The 26,370-nt window shown below is 70.2% G+C and carries 21 protein-coding genes; 7 read left to right on the top strand and 14 right to left on the bottom strand.

The features are described from left to right. Nucleotides 1-59 precede the first annotated feature (59 nt). Nucleotides 60-1,502, bottom strand: coding sequence for an NAD-dependent succinate-semialdehyde dehydrogenase (locus L1Z78_RS04495; RefSeq protein WP_234640358.1), 1,443 nt, complete (start codon nt 1,500-1,502; stop codon nt 60-62). A gap of 259 nt (nt 1,503-1,761) precedes the next feature. Between L1Z78_RS04495 and L1Z78_RS04490 the strand changes: the two genes are divergently transcribed. After that, a complete protein-coding gene (locus tag L1Z78_RS04490; protein ID WP_234640357.1) occupies nt 1,762-3,711 on the top strand; it encodes a trypsin-like peptidase domain-containing protein in 1,950 nt (649 codons plus the stop codon). Between the two features lie 68 nt (nt 3,712-3,779). Here the strand turns inward: L1Z78_RS04490 and L1Z78_RS04485 are convergent, their stop codons facing one another. Genes L1Z78_RS04485 through L1Z78_RS04475 form a run of 3 tightly spaced genes read right to left on the bottom strand, consistent with a single transcriptional unit; the run spans nt 3,780 to nt 9,190 of the window. After that, complete coding sequence (locus L1Z78_RS04485; protein WP_234640356.1) at nt 3,780-6,602, bottom strand: Hsp70 family protein; 2,823 nt, start codon at nt 6,600-6,602, stop codon at nt 3,780-3,782. A gap of 45 nt (nt 6,603-6,647) precedes the next feature. Continuing rightward, entirely contained in the window at nt 6,648-8,519 is a 1,872-nt protein-coding gene (locus tag L1Z78_RS04480; RefSeq protein ID WP_234640355.1) for an Hsp70 family protein, read from the bottom strand. 2 nt (nt 8,520-8,521) lie between these two features. Beyond that, nucleotides 8,522-9,190, bottom strand: a complete 669-nt coding sequence (locus L1Z78_RS04475; RefSeq protein ID WP_234640354.1) for a DUF2760 domain-containing protein — start codon at nt 9,188-9,190, stop codon at nt 8,522-8,524. A gap of 195 nt (nt 9,191-9,385) precedes the next feature. On the opposite strand from L1Z78_RS04475, the gene L1Z78_RS04470 reads away from it, so the two are divergent. The 3 genes from L1Z78_RS04470 (at nt 9,386) to L1Z78_RS04460 (ending at nt 11,300) form a co-directional block, all read left to right on the top strand. Further along, a complete protein-coding gene (locus L1Z78_RS04470) occupies nt 9,386-9,535 on the top strand; it encodes a hypothetical protein (RefSeq protein WP_234640353.1) in 150 nt (49 codons plus the stop codon). A 120-nt stretch (nt 9,536-9,655) separates the two neighbouring features. Next, the gene (locus L1Z78_RS04465) at nt 9,656-10,531 is read left to right on the top strand and encodes a hypothetical protein (protein WP_234640352.1); all 876 of its coding nucleotides are present in this window, start codon (nt 9,656-9,658) and stop codon (nt 10,529-10,531) included. A gap of 64 nt (nt 10,532-10,595) precedes the next feature. Further along, nucleotides 10,596-11,300, top strand: coding sequence for a riboflavin synthase subunit alpha (locus L1Z78_RS04460; RefSeq protein ID WP_234640351.1), 705 nt, complete (start codon nt 10,596-10,598; stop codon nt 11,298-11,300). A gap of 34 nt (nt 11,301-11,334) precedes the next feature. On the opposite strand, the gene L1Z78_RS04455 is transcribed toward L1Z78_RS04460, so the two are convergent. From L1Z78_RS04455 to L1Z78_RS04425, 7 genes are all read right to left on the bottom strand, one after another. Beyond that, entirely contained in the window at nt 11,335-13,833 is a 2,499-nt protein-coding gene (locus tag L1Z78_RS04455; RefSeq protein ID WP_234640350.1) for a heavy metal translocating P-type ATPase, read from the bottom strand. A 197-nt stretch (nt 13,834-14,030) separates the two neighbouring features. Continuing rightward, nucleotides 14,031-15,758: an acetyl/propionyl/methylcrotonyl-CoA carboxylase subunit alpha gene (locus L1Z78_RS04450; RefSeq protein WP_234640349.1), complete on the bottom strand. Its 1,728-nt coding sequence runs from the start codon at nt 15,756-15,758 to the stop codon at nt 14,031-14,033. Nucleotides 15,759-15,775: 17 nt separating this feature from the next. Beyond that, on the bottom strand, nt 15,776-17,371 hold the full coding sequence (locus L1Z78_RS04445) for an urea amidolyase family protein (protein WP_234640348.1): 1,596 nt from the start codon (nt 17,369-17,371) through the stop codon (nt 15,776-15,778). 9 nt (nt 17,372-17,380) lie between these two features. Next, nucleotides 17,381-18,139 carry a LamB/YcsF family protein gene (locus L1Z78_RS04440; protein ID WP_012207525.1) on the bottom strand — a complete coding sequence of 253 codons (759 nt, stop codon included), beginning with the start codon at nt 18,137-18,139 and terminating at the stop codon, nt 17,381-17,383. Between the two features lie 34 nt (nt 18,140-18,173). Beyond that, nucleotides 18,174-18,845, bottom strand: a complete 672-nt coding sequence (pcp, locus tag L1Z78_RS04435) for a pyroglutamyl-peptidase I (RefSeq protein WP_234640347.1) — start codon at nt 18,843-18,845, stop codon at nt 18,174-18,176. Nucleotides 18,846-19,016: 171 nt separating this feature from the next. Beyond that, entirely contained in the window at nt 19,017-19,970 is a 954-nt protein-coding gene (locus tag L1Z78_RS04430; RefSeq protein ID WP_234640346.1) for a DUF979 domain-containing protein, read from the bottom strand. 2 nt (nt 19,971-19,972) lie between these two features. Next, nucleotides 19,973-20,710, bottom strand: coding sequence for a DUF969 domain-containing protein (locus tag L1Z78_RS04425; protein WP_234640345.1), 738 nt, complete (start codon nt 20,708-20,710; stop codon nt 19,973-19,975). A gap of 344 nt (nt 20,711-21,054) precedes the next feature. Here L1Z78_RS04425 and L1Z78_RS04420 point away from each other — a divergent pair, with 344 nt between their 5' ends. Beyond that, nucleotides 21,055-22,209, top strand: coding sequence for an ABC transporter substrate-binding protein (locus L1Z78_RS04420; RefSeq protein WP_234640344.1), 1,155 nt, complete (start codon nt 21,055-21,057; stop codon nt 22,207-22,209). A 60-nt stretch (nt 22,210-22,269) separates the two neighbouring features. After that, complete coding sequence (locus L1Z78_RS04415) at nt 22,270-22,944, top strand: GntR family transcriptional regulator (protein WP_234640343.1); 675 nt, start codon at nt 22,270-22,272, stop codon at nt 22,942-22,944. Nucleotides 22,945-23,014: 70 nt separating this feature from the next. On the opposite strand, the gene L1Z78_RS04410 is transcribed toward L1Z78_RS04415, so the two are convergent. The 3 genes from L1Z78_RS04410 to L1Z78_RS04400 form a co-directional block, all read right to left on the bottom strand. Then, nucleotides 23,015-23,428 carry a DoxX family protein gene (locus L1Z78_RS04410; protein WP_234640342.1) on the bottom strand — a complete coding sequence of 138 codons (414 nt, stop codon included), beginning with the start codon at nt 23,426-23,428 and terminating at the stop codon, nt 23,015-23,017. Nucleotides 23,429-23,432: 4 nt separating this feature from the next. Further along, nucleotides 23,433-23,783, bottom strand: coding sequence for a DUF4148 domain-containing protein (locus L1Z78_RS04405; protein ID WP_234640341.1), 351 nt, complete (start codon nt 23,781-23,783; stop codon nt 23,433-23,435). Nucleotides 23,784-23,905: 122 nt separating this feature from the next. Beyond that, entirely contained in the window at nt 23,906-25,546 is a 1,641-nt protein-coding gene (locus L1Z78_RS04400) for an adenylate/guanylate cyclase domain-containing protein (protein ID WP_234640340.1), read from the bottom strand. A gap of 97 nt (nt 25,547-25,643) precedes the next feature. On the opposite strand from L1Z78_RS04400, the gene L1Z78_RS04395 reads away from it, so the two are divergent. Further along, the gene (locus L1Z78_RS04395) at nt 25,644-26,363 is read left to right on the top strand and encodes a Crp/Fnr family transcriptional regulator (protein WP_234640339.1); all 720 of its coding nucleotides are present in this window, start codon (nt 25,644-25,646) and stop codon (nt 26,361-26,363) included. Nucleotides 26,364-26,370: the final 7 nt, after the last annotated feature.

Raw genomic sequence — 26,370 nt, 5'->3', positions numbered from 1 at the left:
AAAAAAGGCCTCCCCGCCTGCGCGGGAAGGCCTCGTCCCTCAGGGCCGTTGCAGCGTTCTTACACGTTGGCGATCGACACGGCCTTGGAGACCAGGTAGGGCTCCAGCGCCTCGGGGCCGCCTTCGGAGCCATAGCCCGAATCCTTGACGCCGCCGAACGGCATCTCGGCCGACGCCACGGCCGGCTGGTTGATCCACAGCATGCCCGTCTCGACCTGCTGGGACAACTGGTGGGCCGTCTTCAGGGAGCGCGTGAACGCATAGGCGGCCAGGCCATAGGACAGGCGGTTGGCCTCGGCGATGGCCTCGCCCAGGTCGTCGAAGCCACGGATGGCGGCCACGGGGCCGAAGGGCTCCTGGTTGAAGATGTCGGCGCTCAGCGGCACATCGCCCAGCACCGTGGGGGCAAAGAAATTGCCCGCGGCACCCAGCGATCCGCCACCGGTCAGCAGCTTGGCGCCGTGCTTTTGCGCGTCCTCGATGAAATGGGTCAGCGCGGTGACGCGGCGCGGGTTGGCCAGCGGGCCCATCTGCGTGCCCTGGGCCAGGCCGTCGCCGACCTTGAGCGCTTCGGCATGCGCCACCATGGCGCGCGTGAATTCCTCGCGCACGCTGTTGTGCACCAGAAAGCGCGTGGGCGAGATGCAGACCTGGCCCGCGTTGCGGAACTTGGATGCACCCGCCGCCTTCACGGCCAGTGCCACGTCGGCGTCCTCGGCCACGATCACCGGGGCATGGCCGCCCAGCTCCATGGTCGAGCGCTTCATGTGCTGGCCCGCCAATGCCGCCAGCTGCTTGCCCACGGCCGTGGAGCCCGTGAAGGTGACCTTGCGGATCACCGGATGGGCAATCAGGTAGGAGGAGATCTGGGCCGGGTCGCCGAACACCAGGCCCACCACGCCGGCGGGCACGCCCGCATCGACGAAGCACTTGAACAGGGCGGCCGGCGCGGCCGGGGTTTCCTCGGGCGCCTTGCACAGGAAGGAGCAGCCCGTGGACAGCGCCGCGCCGATCTTGCGCACGATCTGGTTGACGGGGAAGTTCCAGGGCGTGAAGGCCGCCACCGGACCCACGGGCTCCTTGATGACCAGCTGCTGCACCTCGGGGCGGCGCGCGGGCACGATGCGGCCGTAGATGCGCAGCGCCTCGTCGGCGAACCATTCGATGATGCCCACGCCGGCCAGGATCTCGCCCTTGGCCTCGGCCAGCGGCTTGCCCTGCTCCTGCGTCAGCAGCGCGGCGATCTCGTCGGCGCGCTCCTTGAGCAGGGCGGCCGCACGGCGCATGGTGGCGCCGCGCTCATGGGCGGACACATTGCGCCAGACCTCGAAGCCGCGCTGGGCAGCGACCAGCGCGCGGTCCAGGTCGGCGGTGTCGGCATGGGCCACATGGCCGATGACCTCGCCGCTGGCCGGGTTGCGCACGGCAATCTTCCTGCCGCTGGCGGCATCCTGCCATTGGCCGTCGATCAGGAGTTGGGTGTCGGTGTAGGAGTGGCTCATGCTGAAAGAATCCTTGGAAGGGCTGGACGGACGGGGAATCTGCCGGCCACGGCCGGCAATGGCGGAAAAGGCATGCAGGACGGAGTTCGACGTCCTGGGCGCAGGCCCAGGGGGACCGGACCAGGCACCGGCACGCCAGCAGGACACACGCGCGACATCATTCTAGGAACGCAGGTCCCGACAGAGCCATGCAAGGCTGTCCCGGACACTACACCTAAAATCCGCGGCAACAATACTGTCCCAACCTGGAGAGGGAAGCATGAGACGACTTATCGACACCACTGCGCGCAGGGCCTTGTCGGCCCTTGCGCTGTCCCTGGGCCTGGGCGCCGGGCCCGGCATGGCCCAGGCCCAGGCTTTCGCGCCGGTCATCAGCGTGGACCACCATGTCCAGCCCCTGAATTCCCCGAGGGAATTCCTGGCATCGCGCAGCCTCTTGGCTGCGGCCGCGGTGACGCCACTGCGCGTGGAGCTGGGCGAATGGAAGGAATACCGCGCCGCATCGGCCCCGTTCGGCGGTGCGATGCAGGTGGGTGCACAGCGGCTGAGCGCGCGGACGGCCACGGTCGATGCGCTGACCTCGCAGCTGCGATGGAGCACCACGGCCTCGGGCGGCCAGGTGGCGGCCATCAGCGTGCGCTCCGATGGCGCCTACGGCATTCGCCTGGGTGTCGAGATGGCGCAGCTGCCCGGCAGCGCGCTGCTGCGCGTCTACGCGCAGGGCGACCGTGCCGGTGCCTATGAAATCGCGGGGCAGCGCGTGCTGCAGATCCTGCAGGCCAACCTGGATGCCGGCGACACCAGCGCCGAGGGGCGCACCTGGTGGACGCCCGACACGGGGGGCGAGGAGGCCACGCTGGAGATCGAGTTGCCGCCTGGCACCCCGGTCGACCTGCTGCGCGTTGCCATTCCGCGCGTCATGCACGTGCATGAGAACCTGTCGCTGCCGCTGGAAAGCGAGCTGCAGTTCTCGGCCCAGCTCAATGAATCCCTGTCCTGCAACCTGGACTCCACCTGCTACAACGATTACAGCGCCCAACGCGATGCCGTCGCCCGCATGCTGTACGTCAAGGACGGCCAGGGCTATGTGTGCTCCGGCACCCTGCTCAACGACAGCGGCAGCTCCGGCACGCCGTACTTCATCACCGCCAACCACTGCATCGGCAGCCAGACCGTGGCCTCCACCCTGGAGACTTCCTGGTTCTACCGCACGCCCTCGTGCAACAGCCGCACGCTGTCCTCGGCCAGCAGGGTCCTGCGCAACGGCGCGACCCTGCTGTATGCGACGGCCTCCTACGACGCGACCCTGCTGCGCCTCAATGACACGCCACCGGCCGGCGCCGTGTTCTCCGGCTGGACCAACCAGCCCCTGGCTGCGGGCATGTCCATCGTCGGCGTGCACCATCCGCGTGGCGATCTTCAAAAGATCAGCTTCGGAACGGTCTACGGATCGGTCGCGTGCGAACCCTCGAGCGACAGCACCATGAAGTGCTTCGACCGTCCCGGCGGCTTCAACCTGGTGAGCTGGGACAAGGGCCTGACAGAGGGGGGCAGCAGCGGCTCGGGCCTGTTCCTGAACGGCCGCCTGGCGGGCACGCTCTATGGCGGCGACGACCAGACCTGCCCGGCCTCGGGCGGCACCTCGATCTACGGACGCTTCGACCTGTTCTACCCCGCCGTGCAGAAATGGCTGGCAGCACAGGCCGGCACCGGCGGCGGCACGGGTGGCGGCACGGGGGGTGGCGACACAGGCACGGGGCAGGGGCGCACCCCCATCTACCGGTTCTTCAACCGGATGACGGGCGCGCACTTCTATACGGCCAATGTCTCCGAACGCGACTACGTGGTCGCCAACTACCCGGCCTTCCAGTACGAGAACGTGGCCTTCTATGCATCCGCGCAATCGCAGCAGGGCCTGGATCCGGTCTACCGCTTCTTCAACCGCGCGACCGGTGCGCACTTCTTCACCATCAACCAGGCCGAGCGGGACTATGTGAACGCCACCTACCCGAGCTTCAAGGATGAAGGCACATCCTGGTATGCGATGAAGGCCGCGGGCAATGGCTCCGTCCCCATGTACCGGTTCTTCAACCGCCAGACAGGGGCGCACTTCTACACCATCAACGCATCCGAACGCGACTTCGTGATCGCCACCTACCCGCTGTTCAAATACGAAGGCATCGGCTACTACGTCTGGAACTCCCAGTAATCCACCTGGGTTGCAACAACGCAAAGGCCCCGCGACGCGGGGCCTTTCTTCTTTCCGACGGGCGTGGTCTACCCCACCAACACCAGCCCGGGTGGCAGGCTGTCGCCGAAGCTGCGCCTGGCATCCTGTGCATCCATCTGTTGCACCTGCTCGACCAGATCGATCCAGCGCTGCGGCGCGCCGGCCGCGCGCAGCCGCTCCAGCACCCGGGCACGCTGCGCGTCAGGCAGGTCCAGGGCGCGGTCCCCGGTCATGCGCGCCATCTGCACGGCCGCGAACATGGCCGTCTCGTTGCGGCGCCAGTCCTGGGCCAGGGTGGCTTCGAGGAATTCCTGCGCGGCCTCGGGCGGCATCACGCGGTGGGCATTGGCGGCCAGCGGCATGCGCGCGGCCAGCCTCCCTATGGCCCACCAGGTCTGCACGGACTCGCCGGGCTGCGCCAGGCGCTGCAGCATCCACTGGCCCATCTCCTGGCGGTACTGCCAGGGCACGGCCTCCATCGCTGCGAACAGGCGCAGCATGTCGTCATAGCTGCCGTGCGCCGCCTTGCCCTGGGAGCGCTGCACGGCCTGCTGCATGTGGCCTGCCACCTCTTCCAGCAGCTGCATCTGCCGCGCCTCGTCAAGGCCCGCGGCCACGCGGCGCCAGAACACCCACCACTCGGTGCGGTTGGCATTTTCGCCGCCATGGCCCAGGCCCTGGCCGTGCAACTGCCAGACTTGCTGCATGCGCCAGCCATCCAGTTCGGCGCCCACGCCAGGCCGCAGGCACCAGCCCGCGAGGTTGAGCCAGACACGCTCGTGTTCGGCGGTGCGGCGGCGGCGCCTGGCACGGGCCAGCAAGGCATCGAACAAGGCGCGCAACAGGCCCAGTTCCCACTGCTCGCGTACGCCCAGCAGGCGCTCCAGCGACTGGCGCAGCTGGCGCACCTCCTTGCCACCGATTTCCCGGGCCTGGCTGCCGAAGATGCGGTCGATCAGGGCAACGGCCTCGGGCAGGCGCGCGAAATGCGCAGCGCCGTCGGCCCCGGCGTCGCCACCACCGGCCGACTCGCCCAGAGCGCCGCGCATGTTGAACGGCAGCAGCCACTGGCGCGCCGGATCGTCGGCCGCCACGCAGCCCACTTCCAGCGTGCCCACTTCGGTCATGCGTGCGTGCAGCAGGACCTCGACCTGGGCCTTGTCCCGTCCCTCGGGCGCGGGCAGCACGGTGGACAGCACGGGCAGTTCAACCCAGCCCTCCCCCTGCAAGGCCGCGATCTGGCCGGCCTGCGCGGGGGTCGCGGCGAGGCTGTTGGCCACCAGGGAGAACCGCACGGCCCGGCCCAGCCGCAGGCCGAAACGCCGTCCGCTGAGCACGATGCGCACGCCCTCCTCGGTGCCACGCGGCAGCAGGCAGATGCCCTGGGGCGCGGTGCCGGCCTCCCCATCCTGCCGCCCCGGCAGCACCAGCCAGTAGCTGCGTGCCGAGCCACCGCCGATGCGCGGCACCACGGCGGCCGTGGCGCCCGCCCGGGCCGAGGGCTGGAGCGCGCGCCAGTGCGCCAGCCCATGGGCCGCCGCGCCGCGCGCCACGGCCCAGTCCGGGTGCGGGTTGTGCAGCAGGCGCAGGGGCTGGCCGCGCCAGGACTGCAGCAATTGCTGCAGCCGCCCGGCCAGTGCATGGGCGTGGAAGACGCCGCCGTTGAGCAGCAGGCTGTCGGGCAGCTCGCCGCCCGCGTGTTGCGCCAGGAACCGGGCCAGGTGCCGCGAGATCGCCGCATCGGCAGGATAGGGCAGGCCCAGGCCCCGCAGCGCGCCCTGGCGCTTCGTCGGCGCATCTTCCAGGGCGGCCAGCGGCAGAAAACCCTCCACCACCCATTCGCGCACTTCATCGCGCCGCAGCGTGGCCGAACGTGTCTGCGCCAGCAGGCTGGAGCCAGCGCCCAGCAGCGTGACGGCCACCGACTCCGGTGCGCCATCAGCCAGCAGCTGCTCCTTGGCCGCACGGCAACGCTGCACCAGCTGTGCGAAGCGCGCGGCCGGCAGGCGCCCTCCCGCCGCAGCGAACAGGGGCTCGATGCGGTGCGCGATGGCCAGGTCCATGTTGTCGCCGCCCAGCATCAGGTGCTCGCCCACGGCAATGCGCGTGAGCGCCGGCAGCCCGCCATCGGGCGAAGACTGCACCCGGATCAGCGTCAGATCGGTGGTGCCACCGCCCACGTCGGCCACCAGCACCAGCCGGCTGTGGGCCAGTTGTGCGGCCAGCGCATCGCCCTGCAACACCAGCCAGTCGTGAAAGGCGGCCTTGGGCTCCTCCAGCAATTGCACCGATGGCAGGCCGGCGAGCCGCGCGGCCTCCATCGTGAGCGCGCGTGCACCTTCGTCGAACGAGGCGGGCACGGTCAGCACCACGAGCTGGTCGTGCAGCGGTGCCTCGGGATGGCGGCGGTCCCAGGCCTGGCGCACATGGGCCAGGTAGCCGGCCGAAGCCTGCAGCGGCGAGACCTTGGCCACCTCCTCGGGCGCTCCCCAGGGCAGGATGGGCGCAGTCCGGTCCACGCCGGCATGAGACAGCCAGCTCTTGGCGCTGGCCACCAGCCGATCGGGCACGGACGCACCCAGCTCGCGCGCCCAGCGACCGATCACGGCGGGTGCCCGCGCATCGGCATCCAGAGCCGTCCAGGGCTGCTGCCAGGCATCGCCCAGCTCGCCGGCAGCCGCCTGGTAGCGGGCCGACGGCAGCAGCGGCTGCGCGCCGACTTCGGCGGCCGATACGCGCTGGGGAATGTCCAGCAGCGCGATGTCGGCGGCCGCTGCATGGACGGACACATGGGCCACGACGGTGTGGCTGGTGCCCAGGTCGATACCCACGATGTGGGCGGCATTCGGTGCGAAGGCGCTATCAGGCATGGGAGCAATCAATACATGGCACAGCGCACGGACCGGGGAGGACGGCTACCGCGCAGCCGCCTCGGCGACTTCCGGCCGCACGTCGAATTCGACCTTCCAGCGCTCCTCGCCGCCCACGGGCACGGCATTGAGTTCCAGCGTTCCGATGTCGGTCACGCGCGCATGCAGGGTGACGGGAACGACCTCGCCGGGGGCACGGCCTTCGGCGGGCAGGTGGGCCTCGATCTCCTGCAGCTCCACCAGTTCCTCGGACCCCCAGAAGTCCAGCACGGTGCCGACCTGGTCGGCGCGGCGCACCGAGGAGCCGAAAAAGCGCAGGCGCACGGGCTCGCCCACGACCAGGCCGAACTCCTGGGCATCGAGCGCGACCTCGGTGCCCTCCTCCATGCCGAAGGGCGCCAGGCACAGGGCCGAGATCGGCGGCTCCATGCCGGGGATGGCGGGCATGTTGCTTTCCACGCCCACGTAATAGCTTTGCGCCGTGCCGCCGCGGATGCGCACGCCACGCCCCGCGCCCGCCACATGGCCGAAATAGGCCGCACCGCGTGCCACGGCCAGGTCGAGGTTGGCGCCTTCCAGCAGGCGCGCGGGCGCGGCGCCGTCGGCGGCCAGCCAGCCATTGATGACCTCGAGGATGCGCTGCTCGATCTGCGGCGCCTTGAGCACGCCGCCATTGAACAGGATGGCCGAGGGCCGCAGGAAGGCCGCGCCCTCGGGCTGCGTGCCCTGCAGGCCTTGGATCTGCTCGGTGGCGCCGGCCTGGCGCGACAGGAAAGCCGCCAGGTGGCGCGTGACCGCCGCATCCTGCGCATAGGGCAGGCCCAGTTGCGTCAGCGCGGCACGCGCACGGACCTGGGGCTTGTCGGTGACCGCCACGCGCGGGAAGAAGCCTTCGACCAGCATCTGCAGCACTTCATCGCGCGTGACCTCGGTGCGGATGCTGCCGGCGATGAGCTTGCTGCCCCGGCTGGGCACGACCACGGGCACGGACTGCAGCGAGGCATCGGCCAGCAATTGCTCCTTGGCCTGGCGGCAGCCGTGCGCCAGCGCGCGGGTCTGCCAGGCGTCCAGTTGCCGGCCCTCCTGCGCCAGCTTGCGCGCCACGCCATAGGCCAGGGCCAGGTCCATGTTGTCGCCGCCCAGCAGGATGTGCTCGCCTACGGCCACGCGCTGCAGCTCCAGGCTGCCGTCCTTTTCCAGCACGGCGATCAGCGACAGGTCGGTGGTGCCGCCGCCCACGTCCACGACGAGGATGATGTCGCCATGGCGTACCTGCTTGCGCCACTGGCCACCGCTGGCCTGGATCCAGCTGTACAGCGCGGCCTGGGGTTCTTCCAGCAGCGTGAGCCGCTGAAAGCCCGCCGCGCGGCAGGCCTCGGCCGTCAGCTCGCGCGCGGCCGGGTCGAACGAGGCGGGGATGGTCACCGTCACGTCCTGGGCGTCGAACGGCGCCTCGGGATGGGCCTGCTCCCAGGCCCAGCGCAGGTGGGACAGATAGCGGATGGAGGCGGTCAGCGGCGAGACGCGATGCACTTCCTCGGGCGCGTCGGCCGGCAGCAGCGGCGAGCGGCGGTCCACGCCCGGGTGGCACAGCCAGCTCTTGGCGCTGGAAACCAGCCGGATCGGCGTGGCCGCGCCACGCGAGCGCGCGAACTCGCCCACCACGAAGTCCTGGCTGGCGCCCCAGGGCAGGGCCATGTCGGAAGCCGTCAGCTCGCTTTCATGCGGCAGGTAGAGGAAGGAGGGCAGCAGCGGCCGCGCCTCGACGCTGGCCGGGCCCGTGAGCTGGGGAATGGGCAGCACGTCCTGCGCCACCCTCTCGCCATCGCTGGCCTGGCGGTCCACATAGGACAGCGCACAGTGCGTGGTGCCCAGGTCGATGCCGATGCTGTAGCGGGATGCGTTGGCCTGGTCCATGCTCACAGCTCCACCTCGGCCTGGGCCACGATGGCGGCGGCCTTGCCATCGGTCAGTTGCGGCAGGCGGACATCGTCCACGCGCCAGCCACGGTGTCCCAGCGTGCCCGTGAACGGCGCCTGGCCGACCACGTTGCCCGTCAGGCGCACGGCGGCGGCGTCGAAGCCGGCGGCCAGCGTCACGCGGCTGCCTTCGGCCTCGGCACGCACGGGCGCGATGCTGAAATGCTCGCGCAGCACCTTGCGGCAGCCCTCGTGCACCACGCGCGCGGCGGCGCCGATCTCGGCATCGGCATAGCCGGCCACGTCTTCCTGGACGAAGTCCACGAAGCGCGCCTCGCGCTGCAGCAGGCCCAGCAGCTGCAGGGCGGCGGTATCGGTGGGCACGTGCAGCTCGACGGTCTTCTCGACCGGGACCTCGACGCGCTTTTCGATCACTTTCTCCACCACCTTCTCGACAGGCACTTCCACGCGCACCTCGACGATGCGGTCCACGGGCACCTCCACGCGCACCTCCTTAGGTGCGGGCGGCGGCACGTCGGCGGCCAGGGGCTCGCCATTGCGCAGGCGGGTGACATCGGCGGCCAGGCGGCCGTTGCCCAGGATGGCGAAGAAACTGCCGATCGCGATGGCGATACGGCTCAGAAACGATGGGGGAGTCTTGGAATTCATGGGATTTCCCGGCAGGAAAAGGCCCCGCCGGGCAAGGCGCCACGCGGCAGGACGGGCGGGCGCCACAGAGGTGCTGTGCGCCCGCAGGGTCCGTGATGTTACCCAAAGCAACGAAGCCCCGTCCTGCGTGCGGCCCCTTGCCCCCGTGCGGAAACGGGCTGGCGGCATAATTGCGGCCGACCTCCTGTCCCAGCCATGGCCCGTACCTCCCGCCTCACCGATGCCCTGACCTGCCGCAGCGCCCTGCGCGCGCAGCGGCCCCAGCGCGTGCATGGCGTACCCACGGCCTTCATCAGCCTGTGCGGCTTCACGGCCCTGCTTTCCGCCGCCGTGCGGAAAGCCTGAGGCCAGCCCCACCGCCCCAGCTTCCGCACGGCCCCCGCCGCACCCCCTGCAGGCAAGCCCCTGGCAGCGCCGCCGCATGGCGCAGCCCCTTTCCCGGCCACTGGATTCCTGGAGCTGAAGATGGACATGGAACTCTCGCAAAATTTTCTGCGCGCCAAAAGCCCTTGCGCATCGGGCTTTCGCTGGTTCGTGCGCAACCGCCACGACGGCAACGACTACCAGCGCGTGCTGGACGCCCTGGTCACCGACGGCCGCGTCGAGGACGCGCGCTGGCTGATGCAGCAGTTCGGCCCCACCGATGCCGTGCTCGAAGTCGAGCACCTCGAGTCCGAGGCCCTGGTCTTCGCCGGCACCGTGGTGGTGCACGGCGAAGTGCGCGTGCCCGGCCTGCTGGCCGTGGGCCGCACGCTGCAGGCCGGTGCCGGCATCCACGCGGGCCGCATCGAGGCCGGCCAGGACCTGCACAGCGGCGGCGCCATCTTCTGCGCAGGTCCGCTGCAGGCCGGCGGCCTGGCCAAGGCCGCCTGGAGCGTGGACGTGCAGGGCGAGTTGCGTGCCGGGGACGTGCGCGCGGGCTGGGAGCTGCGCTGCGCCGCCGACCTGCGCCTGGCCGGCGGTGCCCAGGCGGGGCAGGACATCGAGGTGCAGGGCGCCATCCACTGCGGCAAGGGCCTGCGCGCGGGCGGCAGCATCCGCGCGCAGGGCCTGATCAAGCTGGGCCATGGCCTGCATGCGGGCGCCGACGTGCATGGCGGCAACCACATCGAGGCCGAATGGGGCCTGCGCGCGCTGGGCGACATCCGCGCGGCCTGCAGCATCCGCGCGGGCGAGACCCTGCATGCCGAAGGCGAGATAGAGGCCGGCCCCGGCTATGGCATCTATGCGGGCATGAACGTGCAGCAGGACGCCTGGCCGTCCTGCGCGTGGGTGCATGCGGCGCGCCAGCCGCCAAGCCTGCTCAGCGGCTGGTGGGCGGGCGGCGTGGCCCCGGCCTGAGCCATCCCGGCGCGTGCAAAATGCGTTCTTTGTGCCCCGGGCACTCTTTCCAAGGAATTCCACCGTGTTCACCGGCATCATCCAGGCCGTGGCAAGCATTGCCGACCTGCGCGACCAAGAGGGGCTGCGCACCTTCGTCCTCGACTTTCCCGAAGGCTTCTGCGAGGACCTGGCCATAGGCGCCAGCGTCTCCACCGACGGCGTGTGCCTGACGGTGACCGAGATCCTCTCGCCCACGCGGGCCAGCTTCGACGTGATGCTGCAAAGCCTGAACATCACCACGCTGGGCCGCTACGCCGTGGGCGGGCGCGTCAACGTGGAGCGGGCGGCCAGGGACGGCGCCGAGATCGGCGGCCATCCGCTGTCCGGCCATGTGGACTTCACCGCGCCCGTGCTGGAGGTGGCCTCCAGCGACACCAACCACCGCATCCGCTTCGGCATTCCCGAGGGCTTTCGCCACTACGTGTTCGCCAAGGGCTACATCGCCATCAACGGCGCCAGCCTGACGGTCTCCGAGGTGGACCGCCAGGCCGGCTGGTTCGAGGTCTGGCTGATTCCCGAGACGCGCCGCATGACGGTGTTCGAGTCCAAGGGCGTGGGCGACCTGCTGAACGTGGAGATCGACCGCAGCACCCAGGTGGTGGTGGACACGGTGCGCGAGACCGTGCAGCAGAGCCTGGGGCGCCTGAAGCCCGTGCTCGAGGCCCTGCTGAAGGAAAAGGGCCTGAGCCTGGACGATTTCATCGACGTCCCCAAGCTCCCCGGCTGACGCGTGCAGCGGGGGCCTGCACGGCCCCTGCCGCTCAGTGTTCCGCCGCCATCGGCGCGGTGAAGCTGCGCAGGCGCAGTGCATTGCTGAGCACGAACACGCTGGACAGCGCCATGGCCCCGGCCGCGAACATGGGCGACAGCAGCATGCCGTTGAACGGATACAGCAGGCCGGCGGCCACCGGGATCAGGGCCACGTTGTAGGCGAAGGCCCAGAACAGGTTCTGGCGGATATTGGCCATGGTGGCCTTGGACAGCGCGATCGCATTGGGCACGCCGCCCAGGTCGCCCGACATCAGCACCACGTCGGCCGCCTCGATGGCGATGTCCGTGCCCGTGCCGATGGCCAGGCCCACATCGGCCTCGGCCAGCGCCGGCGCGTCGTTGATGCCATCACCCACATAGGCCAGGGTGCCGTGCGCGGCCTTCAGGCGCTTGACCGCATCGACCTTGCCGCCGGGCAGCACCTCGGCCACCACCTCGTCGATGCCCAGCTGGCGCGCGATGGCTTCGGCCGTGAGGCGGTTGTCTCCGGTGATCATCGCCACCTTCAGGCCCAGGGCATGCAGGGCGGCGATGGCGGCCGGCGTGCTGTCCTTGATGGGATCGGCCACGGCGATCATGGCGGCCAGCCGGCCGTCGATGGCCGCGTACAGCGGCGTCTTGCCCTCGTCGCCGAAACGCATGGCATCGACGGCCAGGCCGTCCACCGACAGGCCCAGCTCGCGCATGAAGCGGTCGGCGCCGATCTCCACGCGCACGCCCCCCACCCCGGCACGCACGCCAAAGCCCGTCACGGACTCGAAGCCGTCCACCACGCCCAGTGCCAGGCCCTCGGCCTTGGCCGCATCCACGATGGCGCGGGCGATGGGATGCTCGGAGCGGTCCTCCACGGCCGCCACCAGGGCCAGCACGCGCTGGCGCTCACCTTCGAAGCCCGGGGCCAGCACCAGGTCGGTCAGCTCGGGGCGGCCACGCGTCAGCGTGCCGGTCTTGTCCACGGCCACGACACGCGCATCCTTGAGGGTCTGCAGGGCCTCGCCCTTGCGCAGCAGCACACCCATCTGGGCGGCGCGGCCCGTGCCGACCATGATGGACGTCGGCGTGGCCAGCCCCATGGCGCAGGGGCAGGCGATGATGAGCACGGCCACGGCATTGACCAGCGCGAAGCTCAGCGCAGGTGAAGGCCCCCAGGCCAGCCAGGCGCCGAAGGTCAGCAGGGCCACGGCCATCACGGCCGGAACGAACCACATGGTGACCTGGTCCACCAGGGCCTGTATCGGCAGCTTGGAGCCCTGGGCCTGCTCGACCATGCGGATGATCTGGGCCAGCAGCGTGTCGCCGCCGACCTTGGTGGCCTTGAAGGCCAACGCGCCGTTCTGGTTGACCGTGCCGCCCACCAGCTCGGCCCCGGCCTTCTTTTCCACCGGCACGGGCTCGCCGCTGATCATGGACTCGTCCACGAAGCTGCTGCCCTCGATGACTTCACCGTCCACGGGAATGCGCTCGCCGGGCCGCACCTCGACGATGTCGCCCGTGCGCACGGTGGCGATGTCCACTTCGTGCACCCCGCCCTCGCGGCGCACCCGCGCCGTCTTGGCCTGCAGCTGCACCAGGCGGCGGATGGCCTCGGACGTATTGCCCTTGGCACGCGCCTCCATGAAGCGGCCCAGCAGGATCAGGGCCACGATCACGGCCGAGGCCTCGTAGTACACGTTGACCGTGCCGGCCGGCAGCCACTGCGGCGCAAAGGTCGCCACCAGCGAATAGGCGAAGGCCGCCGAGGTGCCCACGGCCACCAGCGAATTCATGTCGGGCGCGCCACGCAGCAGCGCCGGAACCCCTTTCTGGAAAAAGCGCAGCCCCGGACCGAACAGCACGATGGCCGCCAGCACGCACTGCAGATACCAGCTGTTTTGCGTGCCTATCGTCTGCCCCACCCAGTGGTGGAAGGCCGGCACCATGTGGCCGCCCATCTCCAGCACGAAGACCGGCAGCGCGAACACCGTGGCCACGACCAGCGAGCGCCTGAGCGATTCGCGCTCGCGTGCCTGGCGCTGCTGCGCATCGTCCTCGCCGCCGGGCGCGGCGGCCGCAGCACCGGCCACCAGCGGCCGGGCCTCATACCCCGCCTTCGATACGGCGGCCACCAGGGCCGCCACATCGCCGCCCGCCCAGTGCACCAAGGCACGTTCGGTGGCCAGGTTGACGCTGGCCGACTGCACACCCGGCACTTTCTTCAGCGCCCGCTCGACACGGCCCACGCAGGAGGCACAGGTCATGCCCTGGACCTCCAGCTCCACGCCGGCCTGCGGCACCTCGTAGCCCGCCTTCTCGATGGCGGCGATGGCGGCCGGCACATCGGGGGCGCCCTCGAAGCGGATGCTGGCCTTCTCGGTGGCCAGGTTGACGGCGGCCTCGGTCACGCCAGGCAGCTTCTTGAGCGCGCGCTCGACACGCCCCACGCAGGAGGCGCAGGTCATGCCCTGTACGGGCAGGTCGATGGCCAAGCCGGCCTTGGTCGATGCAGTCATTGCCAACTCCTTCTTTCTCGATGGAGGCACTTTAAAGATTGCCATCATGTCAAGGTCAAGCCAGGAGAATGGCGGTTGTCATCGGCATGTCATGCACCGGCGCCAGCAGGCCCCTCCCCCTGCGGGCAGCCCGCGCTTCGTGCAGGTCCGACAATGAAAAAGCCCGCCGGTTCCGGCGGGCTTTTTCTGGCTGCCGATCAGCCGATGCGCGCAATCACAGCCCCCAGCGCCTGCGCCTTCCCCGCCTCGGCCACCAGAGAAACCACCCCAGTGCGATGCGCAGCCACCTGCATCTCCATCTTCATCGCCTCCATGACGGCGATCACATCGCCCTCCTGAACCGTATCGCCATCCGCCACCTTCCAGGCATGCAGATTCCCGGCAATGGGCGAGGTGACGGCAGCAGGATCGACGCAAGATTCGGCCGCAGGCGCGGCAGCCACGCCACCGCCAGCCGATGCCAGCCCCTGCAGCAACACCGCAGGCAGCCCCAGCGACACACGCCGCCCGTCGATCTCGACCGCGCAGCGCACCAGGCTGGCATCGGGAAGCGGCTCGGCGCGCACGGCGGCGGCCAGGGGCTCGGCGAAGTCGGACTCGATCCAGCGCGTGTGGACCTTGAAGCCGTCCTCGCCCGTGAAGTCGCGATGACCGATGACGGCGCGGTGGAAGGGCAGCACCGAGGACAGGCCCTCGATGCGGAACTCGGCCAGCGCGCGGCGTGCGCGGGCCAGGGCCTGTTCGCGCGTGGCACCGCTGACGATGAGCTTGGCCATCAGCGAGTCGAAGCTGCCCGGCACCAACGAGCCGGCCTGCACGCCCGTGTCCAGGCGCACGCCGGGGCCTGAAGGCGGATCGAAGCGCACGACAGGGCCGGGCGTGGGCAGGAAGCCCCGGCCCACGTCCTCGGCGTTGATGCGGAACTCGATGGAGTGACCCAGCGGCGCGGGCGTCTCGGTGAGGGACAGGGGCAGGCCGTCGGCCACGCGCAGCTGCTCGATCACCAGGTCCACGCCCGTGGTCTGCTCGGTCACGGGGTGTTCGACCTGCAGGCGCGTGTTGACCTCCAGGAAGGAGATGGCGCCGGACTGGCTCAACAGGAACTCCACGGTGCCCGCGCTCACATAGCCGGCAGCCGCGCAGATGTCGCGCGCCGCCGCGTGGATGCGCTGGCGCTGGTCGTCGCTGAGGAAGGGGGCCGGGGCCTCCTCGACCAGCTTCTGGTTGCGCCGCTGCAGCGAGCAGTCGCGCGTGCCCAGCACGACCACGTTGCCGTGGGTGTCGGCCAGCACCTGGGCCTCGATGTGGCGGGGCCGGTCCAGGAACTGCTCGACGAAGCATTCGCCGCGGCCAAAGGCCGTGACGGCCTCGCGCACGGCGGAGTGGTAGAGCTCCTCGACCTCGTCCATGCGCCAGGCGATCTTCATGCCCCGGCCACCACCGCCGAAGGCCGCCTTGATGATGATGGGCAGGCCATGCTGCTCGGCAAAGGCCAGCACTTCGCCGGCCTCCTTGACCGGATCGGGCGTGCCGGCCACCAGGGGGGCGCCGACCTGCAGGGCGATCTTGCGCGCCTCGACCTTGTCGCCCAGCTTGGCGATGGTCTCGGGCGTGGGGCCGATCCAGCGCAGGCCGGCATCGAGCACGGCGCGTGCGAAGGCTTCGCTCTCCGACAGGAAGCCATAGCCGGGGTGCACGGCGTCGGCGCCGCTCTTGTGCGCGATGGCGATGAGCTTGGCGATGTTCAGGTAGGTGTCGGCGGGGCGCTCGCCGTCGAGGCCATGGGCTTCGTCGGCCATGCGCACATGCAGGGCGTCGATATCGGCGTCGGCATAGACGGCCACGGACTTCACGCCGTAGTCGGCACAGGCACGGGCGATGCGCACCGCGATCTCGCCACGGTTGGCAATCAGGACTTTCTTCATCGCAATTCCTTCAGTATTCAGTTCGTCGAACCCTGGGCGCCGGGCTGGTATTCCTCGAAGGCGCGGATGGGGTTGAAGCGGATCCAGGCGCCCACGGGGATCTGGCCCGCCCGGTCCAGGTGGTGCGGCGCCACGCAGCCGATCACGGGGTAGCCGCCCGTGAGCGGATGGTCGGCCAGGAACAGCACGGGCTGGCCGCTGGGCGGCACCTGGATGGCGCCCAGCGGCGTGCCTTCGCTGGGCAGCTCGCCCGCGACGGCGCGCGCCAGCGGCTGCTCGCCCGCCAGGCGCAGGCCCACGCGGTTCGATTGCGGCGTGACCTGCCAGCGCTGGGTGGCCAGCAGGGCCACGGCCTCGGGCGTGAACCAGTCGGTGCGCGGGCCCAGTTCCACGTCCAGCACCACATCCTGGCCGGCCACGGGCAGGGATTCGGGGGGCAGTTCGGGGCTGGCCACGGCCATGCGCCCTGCGGGACGCAAGGGCAGGACCTGGCCCACGGCCAGCGGTGCCGGGCCGACGTGGGCCAGCGTGTCCGTGCAGGCGCTGCCCAGCACGGGCGTGACCGCGAAGCCGCCGCGCACGGCCACATAGCAGCGTGCACCGGCCACGGGCTGGGCTATGGACAGCTGGTCGCCATCGGCCAGGGCCACGGCCTGGTAGCGCGCCACGTTCCAGCGCCGGCCCGCCTGGGTGGTCACGGTCAGCGGCGCATCGGCGCCCGTGACGGCGACCACGGTGTCGCCCCGGCTTTGCAGGGACAGGCCGCCGCCCACGGTTTCGAGCACGGGCAGATCGCTGGGGTTGCCCACCAGGCGGTTGGCGGCCTTGAAGGCCGCCTGGTCCATGGCGCCCGAGGCCGAGACGCCCTGCCCGGCCTGGCCCAGGCGGCCCCGGTCCTGGAACAGCGTCATCAAGCCCGTCGCCTTGACGCGCAGTGCATTGCCTTCATGCGGCACGGCCTGCGCCACGGCGGGCGCGGGCGCGTCATCCACCTGGGCCATGCCGGCCGCATCGACGAAGCGCACGCGGTAGCCGGGCTGCAGCAGCGCGGGCAGCGCGCGCGCCAGGTCCCACATGCGAGCCGAGGTGCGGCCTATCAGTTGCCAGCCGCCGGGGCTGGCCTGGGGATAGACGGCGCTGAACGTGCCGCCCAGCGCCACCGAGCCGGCCGGCACGCGCGTGCGCGGCGTGCTGCGGCGCGGCACGTTGAAGATCGGATCGCCCCCGCTGAGGTAGGCGAAGCCGGGCGCGAAGCCCGTGAAGGCCACGGCGTATTCGCTGCCCGTGTGGCGGCGCACGACTTCCTCGGGCGTGATGCCCAGCAGTTGCGCCACGTCGGCCAGGTCTTCGCCGTCATAGTGCACGGGAATCTCGACCAGCACGTCGCTGCGCTCGGCACGCTGGCCCAGGTCGCGCGCGGCGATGCGGCGCACCAGCTCGGCCACGCCCACTTGCGTGGGCGCGAACTGCACGAGCACCGTGCGCGCGGCGGGCACCAGCTCCTGCACCCCGGCGATGGGATCGCGCTGCAGCGAGCCCAGCAGGGCCAGGGTCTCATCCAGGTCGGCCAGCTCCACCATCAGGGCCTGGCGATTGACGGGTAGGAAACGCATGGTGTGCCCTCAGCCCACGAAGGAGGAAATGCGCACGCCCTCCTGCTCGAATCGCTCGCGCAGGTGGCGTGCAATGGCCACGGCACCGGGGCTGTCGCCGTGCACGCAGATGGAGTCGGCGGCAATGCGCACCAGGCTGCCATCGACGGCCTCGACCACGCCGTCTCGCACCAGGGACAGCATGCGCGCGGCGATCTGGTCCACATCGTGCAGCACGGCGCCCGGATCGCGGCGCGAAACCAGGGTGCCCTCGGGCGTGTAGCCGCGGTCGGCAAAGGCCTCGGCCACCACGGTCAGGCCCGCATCGCGCGCCCAGTCGATCAGGGGCGAGCCGGCCAGCGCCACCAGCACCAGGCTGGGGTCGATGGCGCGCATGGCCGTGATCACGTCGGTGGCCTGGCGCCTGTCGTGGGCGATGGTGTTGTAGAGCGCGCCGTGTGGCTTGACGTAGCGCACCTCGGTGCCGGCCACGCGGGCCAGGCCCTGCAGCGCACCGATCTGGTAGATGACGCCGGCCACCAGGTCGGCGCTGGCCACATCCATGTTGCGCCGGCCGAAGCCGACGAGGTCGGGATAGGACACATGGGCGCCCACCATGGCGCCGCGCTCGCGGGCAGCCTTGAGCGTCTCCAGGATGCCTGCCGGGTCGCCGGCATGGAATCCGCAGGCCACGTTGGCGCTGCTGACGATGTCGAGCATGGCGGCGTCGTCGCCCATGCGCCATCCGCCCAGGCTCTCGCCAAGATCACTGTTCAGGTCAATTTTCATCGTTCTCTCCTCGCCGGACTCGGTGCACAGGCTCTCAGTGCAGCTGGCCGGCGTTTTCCTTCAGATCCTGGGTCACGGTCAGGGCCGTGCGAATGGTCTCGCGCACGGCAGCCACCTGGTCGGCCAGGCACATGCTGGGCATGCCCGGCTTGCGCGCTGCCTGCTCGGGCAGGGCCGGCACGTGGATGAAGCCGCCACGCGCGCCCGGCGCCGCCTTGCCCTGGGCCAGCCAGTGCATGAGCGCGAAAAACACGTGGTTGCAGACAAAGGTGCCCGCCGTGTTGGACACGGAAGACGGAATGCCGCGCGCGCGCAGGTTATGCACCACGGCCTTGATGGGCAGCGTGGAAAAGTACGCGGCGGGCGCGCCCGGGATCACCACCTGGTCCACAGGCTGGCGCGCCGCATGGTCGGGAATGCGGGCGTCGTCGATATTGATGGCCACGCGCTCGGGCGTGAACTCGCTGCGGCCGCCCGCCAGGCCCAGGCTGATGACCAGCACCGGCTGCAGTTGCGCCAGTGCCTCCTGCAGCTGGCGCAGCGACTCGCCGAACACGCAGCGCAGCTGCAGGCCGTGGACGGTGGCGCCGGCCACGGTCTCGCCATGCAGGGCACGCGCCACTTCCCACGAGGGATTGACAGGGTCCTGCTCGAACGGCTCGAAGCCGGTCACCAGGATGCAGGGGCTTGTGGGTTCGGTCGTCATATCGGTATCAGTGTTGGCTATCTCTGTGATTCATAGTGCTAACGCTCCAGTCGCAGCCCCAGAAACTGGCGCGGCCCACCCCAGGGACGCCGAGCAAGAGCCGCCTCGCGGCGAGGGCGTCGTCCCCCTTCCAGGGGGAAGCCGCAAAGCGGCTCAGGGGGTGCCATCTCCTCAGCGGAACATCAGGAAGTACAGCAGGAAGACGTTGGCCGTCAGCAGCGCCAGGGCCGTGGGCACCTGGGCGCGGATCACCGCGTTCTTGTCGATCTCCAGCAGCGCCGCAGGCACCAGGTTGAAGTTGGCCGCCATGGGGGTGAGCAGGGTTCCGCAGTAGCCCGACAGCATGCCGATGGCTGCCATCACGGCCGGATCGCCATGGTAGACGCCGACCAGGATGGGCACGCCCACGCCGCCGGTCATCACGGGGAAGGCCGCGAAGCCATTGCCCATGACCACGGTGAACAGCGCCATGCCGATCACGTAGACGGCCACGGCCACGAAGCGGATGTCCATGTTGATGTAGGTGGTGGTCACATAGGCCACGGCCTTGCCCACGCCGGCGTCCGAGAACACCAGGCCCAGCATGCCCAGCATCTGGGGCAGCACCAGGGCCCAGCCCAGGGCGTCGGTCAGGCGGCGCGATTCGCGCATGCCCTGGGCCGGCGTCTCGCGGGTCAGCCAGCAGGCCAGACCCAGGGCCAGCACGCAGCCCACACCCAGGCTCACCAGCGTGGTGGCCTTGGGGTCCAGCAGCGGCGTGCCGCCGAAGACCAGGTGCGAGGCGCTGAGCGTGCCGACCATGGTGATCAGCGGAATCGCCAGGGCCGGCGCGAACAGCTTGTTGCCCAGGCGCCTGGCGCTGGCCAGGTACTCGGCATCGCTGCGCGGCACATGGCGGCCGCTGCCCACGCCGCCGAAGCCGGCGATCAGCGCCATGGCCACGGCGATGATGCCCACGACCATGGGCGGCAGCTCGTTGCCCACCAGGAAGACCGCGGCGTACAGCGCCCAGAACAGTCCGCTGGACCAGCGCCTGGGGTTGCTGGCGTCGCGCAGCGTCATCACGGCCGTGACGGCCAGGACGAAGCCGACCAGGTAGTACAGGTGTTGGATGGTCAGCGTCATGTTCAGGCTCCCTTGGCTTCGGTGGCGGCAACGGCTTCGGCGCCGGCCTTGTAGTCGGCCAGTTCACGCTGCAGCGTGCGGTCCAGGCGGTTCAGGCGCCAGGCATGGATGACGAAGGCGCAGATGGCGGTGGGGATGCCCCACAGCGCGACGTGGATGGGCTCCACCTCGATGCCGGCTTCCTTCAGGAAGGTGGTCATCAGCACGATGGCGCCGAAGGCCACGAAGATGTCCTCGCCGAAGAACAGGCCCACGTTGTCCGTGGCAGCCGAGTAGGCGCGCAGCTTGTCGCGCACCTTGGCGGGCAGGATGCCGTAGCGCGACTGGGTCGCGCCCTCGGCCATGGGCGCCAGCAGCGGACGCACCATCTGCGGATGGCCGCCCAGGCTGGTCAGGCCGACGGCGGCCGTGAGCTGGCGCGCGGCCAGGTAGACGATCAGCAGACGGCCGGCCGTGGCCGACTTGATGGAGCTGATCCAGTTTTGCGCGTGCTGGCGCAGACCGTGGCGCTCCAGCAGGCCGATCACCGCCAGCGGCAGCAGGATGATCAGCGGCAGGTTGCGGGTCTTGATGAAGCCCGTGCCGATGGTGGCCAGCACCTTGTCGATCGGGAAGCCCGCCGCCAGCGCCGTGCCGATGGCCGTGACGATCACGACCATCATGGGATTGAAGCGCAGCACGAAGCCCGCCACGATGATGGCCACGCCTATCAGCGGCCAGAGATTGACATCAGTCAGCATGTGGTTCCCCTTGCCCAACCCCTGAATCCGGCAGATTGTCTCCGCCTCATCCAAGTTTTGTTCAACAAAAATGAAAAGTTGTCTTACACACTTGAATTGTGAGCATGACAATCAGTGCATAGACATAGTACAAACCCGCATGGAATTGCCTACAAATTGAGCAGGATGCGCCAGGCGATCCATCGCCCGCACGACAGTGGACGGCCGCCACGCCCAGGGGCTGGACGGGCGTAGGCAAACTCCTACAATGGCCCGCACCCGCGTGCCATGGCGACTGCCGCCGGCACGCGCGGTACCCCGAGGAACCGCGACCTGCTCCATTCACATGCACCAGCCCTGAATCCATGCGACGCCGTCAACTTGTCTCTCTCCTGCCTCGTGCCGCGGCCATTTCCGCCGCGCCCGCCTTCGTGCGCAACGCCCTCGCCGACGAGCCGGGCCTCTCGGCCAAGACCATCACCATCGGCTGCTCGGCAGCGATGACCGGCCCGCTGGCCAGCTTCGGGAAGGACATCCGGCAGGGAACGGAAGCCGCCATGGCCCAGATCAATGCGCGCGGCGGCATCCATGGGCGCACGCTGCAGCTGCAGATGGTGGATGACGGCTACGTACCCCAGCGCACGGCCGACAACGTCAAGCAGATGCTCGCCAAGGGCTCGGCCTTCGCGCTGCTGTCCTGCGTGGGCACACCCAACAACGCAGCCATCCTGCCCCTGGTCGAGGACAGCGGCATTCCCTACGTGGCGCCCTGGACGGGCGCTTCCTCGCTGCGCAAGGGCTATCGCAGCGTCTTCCACGTGCGCGCCAGCTACACCGATGAGATGCGCCGCCTGGTGCAGCGCCTCACGGGCATGGGACTCAAGGGCATAGGCATCGTCCACCTTGACAACGCCTATGGCCGCGAGATGCTCGAGGACGCCACGCGCGAGCTGGCCGGCCAGGGCCTGCAGCCCGCGCTGCAGCTGGCCGTGGCCACCGATGGGAAGAATGTGGCCGAAGTGCTGGACAAGGTGCTGGCGGCCCACCCCTCGGCCGTGCTGCTGGCCACGGCGGGCACGGTGTCGGCGGACCTGGTGCGCGGGCTGCGCAAGCATTCGCCGGGGCTGCTGCTGGCGGGCCTGAGCGTGACCCTGCCCAACGACAGCCTGGCCGGGCTGGGCAAGGACGCGCGCGGCATGGCGTTGACCATGGTCGTGCCCGCCCCCCACCAGGGCAAGCTGCAGCTGGTGCGCGACTACCAGGCGGCCATGCGCGCCGGCAACCAGCAGGAGTTCTCCCTGGGCAGCCTGGAGGCCTATGTGAACGCGCGCGTGCTCGCGGAGGGCCTGGAGCGCGCGGGCCGCGACCCCGCACAGTCGCGGCTGCGCACGGCGCTGGCAGGCATACGCCGCTGGGACCTGGGCGGCTTCGCCATCGACTACGCCAGCCAGGCGCCCTACGCGGGATCGGGCTTCGTGGAGTTGGGCGTGCTGGGCGACGGCGGACGCTTCCTGTCCTGACCGGCACGGTACAGGTGCATGCCAGGGATACACTGCTGACCTGCTTCCGATCCGTCCGCCATGACCCGCACCACCGACACACAGAACCTGACCGACCGCGTGACCGAGCAACTGCGCAGCAGGCTCATTGACGGCGCCTGGGAGCCGGGCCAGAAGCTGTCGGAGGCCGCGCTCAGTGAAAGCCTGGCCATCTCGCGCAACACGCTGCGCGAGGCCTTCCGGCTGCTGACCAAGGAAGGCCTGCTGGTGCACGAGCCCAACAAGGGCGTATCGGTGGCTGCGCCCAGCATCGCCTCCATCATCGACATCTACCGCGTGCGCCGCATGGTCGAGTGCCAGGCCCTGGCCCAGGCCTATCCCATGCACCCGGCGCGCGGCCTCATGCGCGAGGCCGTGGACATGGCCCAGCGCCACCGCGAGGCGCAGGACTGGTCCGGCGTGGGGACGGCCAACATGTCCTTTCACAAGGCCATCGTGCAATTGGCCGACAGCGAACGCCTGAACACCATGTTCGAGCACCTGCTGGCCGAACTGCGCCTGGCCTTCGGCCTGCTGCGTGACCCGCATTTCCTGCATGCGCCCTATGTGGACATGAACGCGCGCATCCTGCAGCAGTTCGAGGACGGCCGGCCCGCCGAGGCGGCCACCGCGCTCAACGACTACCTCGTCCATTCGGAGCGCCTGATCCTCGCGGCCTATGCGCGCATGCTGGCGGAAAAGGGTGTCAGGGTCTGAGCCCCACCGGGGCCGCAAGACGCAGGAAAACCGCCGGCATGCCGGCGGTTTTCCGTTTCACGGGACGGCTTCAACGCGCGGCCGCACGCCGCGCATCCCAGCTCCAGCGCCCCACCGGGCCAAGCATCAGCTGCACGAAGCCTCCGGCGATCGCCAGGTTCTTCAGGAACTGGATCAGTTGCCCCTTGTCGGAGAACTGGTGGTGGAACATCAGCGCCGACGCGACACTGAAAAGAGCCATCACGGCCGCCGCCTCGCGCGTGCGCCAGCCCAGCAGCAGGGCCGTGGCCACGCCCAGCTCGACGACCAGCGCCATCGCATAGGACAGCAGGGGCAGCGGCAGGCCGGCCTTGGCGATATAGGCCATGGTGCCTTCCGGCCCCAGCAGCTTGCCGATGCCGCTGTACAGGAACAGCAGGCTCAGCAGCACCCGGGCCAGCAGCGGTGCGACGTCGGCCCAGGGCGCGGCTGCGGACCGCGGCAATGCCTCAGCCCGGTACACGGGCGCTTCCCTCGCCTTGGGCCGCCGTCACCGATCCACCCAGGCGCTGCAGCTCAGCCAGGTATTCCGGGCCGCTGCGCAGGCGCTGGTACCGGGCCAGGCGCTGCTGGTATTCGGCATCCCAGTAGTTCTCGGCGCGCTCCGGATAGGCGTTGAGGCCGGCGCGGCTCCACATGGCCAGGTCGGCCTGCACTTCGGCGCGCGACAGGGCGCGGCCGGCGGTGGCGGGCTCGGCCCCGAACCAGGTCTCGCTGGAGGCCGGCGCGGCCGAGGCCATGCCCGACCAGGAGGCAGCGGACAGGGCAACGATGGCGAGGATGTGCTTGGCGTGCTTCATGACGGTTCCTTTGTCAGATCGTGCAGCGCGTGATTGCGTTCTGCATGGCTGCAAGTCTCGTCCCGCGCCGCTTTCATGTAAGTGCCTAAACGCACATCTCCGTGCAATCTCCGCGCCGCGGCTCAGGGCCACTGCTGGGCGGGCCGCGCCACCTGCAGCACCTGCAGCGGCGCCGAGCGTCCGCGCACCTGAACCTCGTGCGGCGGGCCCAGGCCGGACGCCCGGCCGGCGAGCCGCGCGACCTCCAGCGACAGCACCAGGCGCACCTGTGCGCTCTTGGTGTATTCCTGGAGGCGGCTCGCTGTGTTGACCACCTCGCCCACGGCCGTGAACGTGGTGGTGCGCTCGAACCCCACGCGCCCGACCACGGCGCGGCCCGCGTGCAGGCCGATGCCGAAGTCCAGCGGCTGGCCGAACTGCACCTCGAAGCTCGCACCCCATTCCTGCATGCGCCGATCGATGAGCACGCTGGCATGGATGGCCTGCCTGCAGGCCGTGGCCAGGTCCGTCTCCAGGCCGAAGATGGCCATCACGCTGTCGCCGATGAACTGATTGGCCAGGCCGCCGCCATCGCGCACGGCCTGGCCCACGGTCTCGAAATACTGGTCCAGCACCCAGGACAGGTCCACGGGCCATTGGCGCTCGGACAGGCCGGACCAGCGCCGCAGGTCCACGAACAGGATGGCGACCTCGCGCTCCTCGCCATGGCGCCCGTCCTGCGCCGCGGCCGGAGTACGGAACAGCGGCACCACGGTGATATCGCCCATGGGCCGCAGCTGGCAGGCCAGGCGCACATCGGCGGGCGCCTTCACGCGCTCCAGCGTCAGGCGCTCGGCGCGACGGGGCTCGGGCAGGTGGGCTGGCGGACCGCTGACGCGCACGCGGCAGGTGGAGCAGCGCGCCTTGCCGCCGCACAGCGAGAGATGGGCGATACCATGCTCGCGGCTGGCCTCCAGCACGCTGAGGCCGCGCGGCACCTGGATGCTGCGATCCGGATACCGCAATTGCACCAGGCCCTGACCGCCCGAGCGCGCGCGCATCAGTCGCCACAGCCCGCGCCCGGCCAGCGGCAGGGCCAGGATGGCCAGCCAGCCCTCGCGCAGCGCGGCCGTGATGTCGCGCAGCAGCAGGGCCGCCTCGGGCGAGGGGACGGGCGCCGCCGGCAGGACCGCTGCCCGGATCTCGCGCGCCATCGAAAGGATGCCCAGCGCAGCCAGCACGGGCAACAGCACGGCCCCGGTCAGCAGCAGCGGCTGCCAGCGCCGCCAGGCGGCATGCCGGCGCAAGGCCATGTGCAGGCCCAGGCACCCATGGATCCAGGCCGCGCACAGCAGCGCCAGCTGGACCGCCAGGCTCGACGGATTCCAGACCGAGCGCACGATGCGGGCATAGGAGGGCTCCACGGCCCAGATCTCCTGGGCCAGGCGCGTGGCCGGTACATGCAGGGCCAGCAGCAGGGGCAGGCCCAGGCCCAGCGCCAGGCGCAGCGCCTCCAGCGCCGGCATGCGCAGGCTGCGCCGCTGCCACAGCGCGTGCAGCGCCAGCGCCAGGTGCGTGGCCAGCGCGCCATACAGCAGGACGGTGCCGGGCAGGGAACGCCACAGCCCATGGATGGCCGCGCGCGCGGCCTCGGCCGTGTTCAGGGAAACCAGGCCCAGCGCGTGGTTGGCCAGGTGCAGGGCCGCATACGCCCACAGCACGAGGCCACTGGACCAGTGAAGGCTGCGAAGAGCGGGAAGATCCGGACGGAAGACGCGGGCCATGGGTGAGGGGAGGGAGCGCCGGTGCGCGCAGGTCGATAATCGGCGCAAACCTGCCGCCGGTCCAGGCTTTTTGTTCTCCCCCTCCCCGTTTGGTTCCATGGCTTCACCGACTCCCCGCCCGCCTGCGCCCTCGGGCTTCGCCCTGCGCCGCATCGCTCTGTTCGAGGGGCTGGCCGACACCTGCCTCGCCCGCATCGCGGCCGACTGCGACTGGCGCCAGCTCGACGCCGGCCAGCCCGTGTTCAGCCGCTGCTCCACGGGCAGCGATGTGTTCTTCCTGGCCACCGGCCGCGTGCGCATCACCACCTACTCGCCCGGCGGGCGCGAGGTCAGCTTCCGCGACCATGAGGCCGGCGAACATTTCGGACACCTTGCGGCCATCGACGGCCATGCGCGCTCCACCGATGTGCTCACGCTGCAAGCCTCGCTGCTGGCCAGCCTCTCGCGCGAGGCCTTCCTGGCCCTGCTGGCGCGCGAGCCGGCCGTCGCCATGCGCGTGATGGTCGATCTGGCCGGGCTGGTCCGCCGGCTGACCGACCGCGTCATGGAACTGAGCACGCAGGGCGTTCCCACCCGCCTGCATGCCGAGCTGCTACGCCTGGCGCAGGCGGCCGGCGTGGCAGCCGACAACACGGCCCGGCTGGAGCCGGCACCATCGCATGCCATGCTGGCCAGCAAGATCAGCACCAACCGCGAACAGGTCACCCGCGAGCTGGGCGCTCTGGCGCGGCGCGGCCTGCTGCGCAAGGAGGGTCGGCAGGCGCTGCTGGTCACCGATGTACGGGCGCTGCAGGCGCTGATGGCGCCACTGCCCTGATCCCCTG

It is taken from the genome of Delftia tsuruhatensis (assembly GCF_903815225.1).
GTDB classification, from domain to species: domain Bacteria; phylum Pseudomonadota; class Gammaproteobacteria; order Burkholderiales; family Burkholderiaceae_C; genus Comamonas; species Comamonas tsuruhatensis_A.
This window is presented reverse-complemented; position numbering and strand designations above follow the sequence as displayed.

Coding starts and splice junctions, on each gene's coding strand:
- L1Z78_RS04495 (WP_234640358.1), bottom strand. CDS start 1,502: ATGAGCCACTCCTACACCGACACCCAACTCCTGATCGACGGCCAATGG.
- L1Z78_RS04490 (WP_234640357.1), top strand. CDS start 1,762: ATGAGACGACTTATCGACACCACTGCGCGCAGGGCCTTGTCGGCCCTT.
- L1Z78_RS04485 (WP_234640356.1), bottom strand. CDS start 6,602: ATGCCTGATAGCGCCTTCGCACCGAATGCCGCCCACATCGTGGGTATC.
- L1Z78_RS04480 (WP_234640355.1), bottom strand. CDS start 8,519: ATGGACCAGGCCAACGCATCCCGCTACAGCATCGGCATCGACCTGGGC.
- L1Z78_RS04475 (WP_234640354.1), bottom strand. CDS start 9,190: ATGAATTCCAAGACTCCCCCATCGTTTCTGAGCCGTATCGCCATCGCG.
- L1Z78_RS04470 (WP_234640353.1), top strand. CDS start 9,386: ATGGCCCGTACCTCCCGCCTCACCGATGCCCTGACCTGCCGCAGCGCC.
- L1Z78_RS04465 (WP_234640352.1), top strand. CDS start 9,656: ATGGACATGGAACTCTCGCAAAATTTTCTGCGCGCCAAAAGCCCTTGC.
- L1Z78_RS04455 (WP_234640350.1), bottom strand. CDS start 13,833: ATGACTGCATCGACCAAGGCCGGCTTGGCCATCGACCTGCCCGTACAG.
- L1Z78_RS04450 (WP_234640349.1), bottom strand. CDS start 15,758: ATGAAGAAAGTCCTGATTGCCAACCGTGGCGAGATCGCGGTGCGCATC.
- L1Z78_RS04445 (WP_234640348.1), bottom strand. CDS start 17,371: ATGCGTTTCCTACCCGTCAATCGCCAGGCCCTGATGGTGGAGCTGGCC.
- L1Z78_RS04440 (WP_012207525.1), bottom strand. CDS start 18,139: ATGAAAATTGACCTGAACAGTGATCTTGGCGAGAGCCTGGGCGGATGG.
- pcp (WP_234640347.1), bottom strand. CDS start 18,845: ATGACGACCGAACCCACAAGCCCCTGCATCCTGGTGACCGGCTTCGAG.
- L1Z78_RS04430 (WP_234640346.1), bottom strand. CDS start 19,970: ATGACGCTGACCATCCAACACCTGTACTACCTGGTCGGCTTCGTCCTG.
- L1Z78_RS04425 (WP_234640345.1), bottom strand. CDS start 20,710: ATGCTGACTGATGTCAATCTCTGGCCGCTGATAGGCGTGGCCATCATC.
- L1Z78_RS04420 (WP_234640344.1), top strand. CDS start 21,055: ATGCGACGCCGTCAACTTGTCTCTCTCCTGCCTCGTGCCGCGGCCATT.
- L1Z78_RS04415 (WP_234640343.1), top strand. CDS start 22,270: ATGACCCGCACCACCGACACACAGAACCTGACCGACCGCGTGACCGAG.
- L1Z78_RS04405 (WP_234640341.1), bottom strand. CDS start 23,783: ATGAAGCACGCCAAGCACATCCTCGCCATCGTTGCCCTGTCCGCTGCC.
- L1Z78_RS04400 (WP_234640340.1), bottom strand. CDS start 25,546: ATGGCCCGCGTCTTCCGTCCGGATCTTCCCGCTCTTCGCAGCCTTCAC.
- L1Z78_RS04395 (WP_234640339.1), top strand. CDS start 25,644: ATGGCTTCACCGACTCCCCGCCCGCCTGCGCCCTCGGGCTTCGCCCTG.